Origin of the sequence: Arthrobacter sp. UYEF3 (genome assembly GCF_040546245.1) — a bacterium.
Taxonomy (GTDB): Bacteria; Actinomycetota; Actinomycetes; order Actinomycetales; family Micrococcaceae; genus Arthrobacter.
Genome location: NZ_JBEPNK010000059.1, coordinates 1 through 1,670, shown reverse-complemented (window position 1 = coordinate 1,670; position 1,670 = coordinate 1). Strand labels below are relative to the sequence as shown.

The window sequence follows — 1,670 nt, the reverse complement described above, 5'->3', positions numbered from 1 at the left end:
AGCCTTGATCCACCGATGTTGATCGGGGCGCCGACGGCGATTTAAACCGAGAATGCCCGTCTTTTCAAGGAAAATGGAGCTTGTCTAGAACCCATTGACCACTGAAAAGAGAGGCATCTCGTAGATGGAAGTTTCCCATAAACCATCAGCGGTGTCAGTTTCCTTCGACGAGGCGAATCTCGTGTCCTCGGCCGGGCTGCTTCCGGTGCTGACCTTGGCCCGGGACGCCGGGCTGCACGAGCTGGCCGATGAATGGCTCACAGTGCCGACGGACAAGGGCGCGAACGCCGGGCTGAAGATCGCGTCCCTGGTGGCGGGGATGGTGGCGGGCGCGGACTCGATCGATGACATGGCCCTGTTGCGCCACGGCGGGATGAAGCGGCTCTTCAACGCCTGCTACGCGCCCTCGACGCTGGGTTCGTTCCTGCGGTCCTTCACGTTCGGGCACGTGCGCCAGCTGGACGCGGTCGCGTCCCGCTTCCTGGGAAACCTGGCCGGTCGGGCCCCGCTGCTGGGATCACCCACCGCCGCTGACTTCGTGTTCGTCGATGTCGATGACACGATCATCGAGGTCCACGGATACGCCAAGCAGGGTTCCGGTTACGGATACTCCGGAGTCCGCGGGCTGAACGCGTTGCTGGCCACCGCCTCGGCGGACGGCACCGCCCCTGTGATCCTGGCCCAGCGGCTGCGCAAGGGCGCGGCGAACTCGGCCCGCGGCGCCAAGCGGCTGGTCACGGACGCCTTGTCCACCCTCCAACGCGTCCACGCCGGCGGGCGGGTGCTCTGCCGGTTCGATTCGGCCTTCTACAGCCATGATTCGGTGGCCGCGGCGCTGGGCGGCGGGGCGCAGGTCTCGGTGACCGTCCGCATGGACCCGGCCGTGAAACGGGCCATCGCCGGGATCCCTGAAACGGCATGGAAAACCATCGAATACACCGACGCTGTCTTCGACGAAACCACCAATACCTGGGTCTCGAAAGCCGAGGTCGCCGAAACCGTGTTCACCGCATTCACTTCCCGCAAAAAGGCCGAGCAGATCACCGGACGGCTGGTCGTGCGCCGCATCCCGGAACTGAACCCGAAGGCCACCGACGGGCAACCCGCCTTGTTTGAAACGCACCGGCACCACGCGTTCTTCACCACCGTGGACGCCGCCGTTTTGGACACCGTCGCGGCGGACAAAACCCACCGCAAACACGCCATTATTGAGCAGGTCAACGCCGATCTGAAGGACAGCGCGCTGGCCCATTTGCCTTCAGGTGTTTTTGCCGCGAACTCGGCATGGCTCGTTGCCGCGGTCATGGCCTACAACCTCACCCGAACCGCCGGGATCCTTGCCGCAGGGCCTTTCGGGAAGGCCCGTACCGGGACGGTTCGCCGCAAACTCATCAATGTCCCGGCCCGCATCGCCACCAGCGCCCGGAAGATCCGGCTCCACCTGCCCGAAGCCTGGCCATGGCAAACCGCCTGGGAAGAGCTTTTCACCACCGTCCACGCCCCACCGCAAGCGGCATAGCACCCCCGCCCGCCCGCCGGACAACGGCCCCACCAGGAACATATGGAACAACACCGGCAGCGAGGCCGGGAATCCGCCATGCCCGAAACCAAGAACCGCGGCCGCCCCTGACAAACAGTCAGGACCAACCGCGGATCGGTGGATCAAGGCT

1 protein-coding gene is annotated in these 1,670 nt (G+C 65.1%); it reads left to right on the top strand.

Annotated features, from left to right (window positions below; translation table 11 throughout):
- The first annotated feature begins 124 nt into the window (after positions 1 to 124).
- Positions 125 to 1,519, top strand: coding sequence for an IS1380 family transposase (locus ABIB14_RS18645; RefSeq protein ID WP_354237385.1), 1,395 nt, complete (start codon positions 125 to 127; stop codon positions 1,517 to 1,519).
- Positions 1,520 to 1,670: the final 151 nt, after the last annotated feature.

Coding starts and splice junctions, on each gene's coding strand:
- ABIB14_RS18645 (WP_354237385.1), top strand. CDS start 125: ATGGAAGTTTCCCATAAACCATCAGCGGTGTCAGTTTCCTTCGACGAG.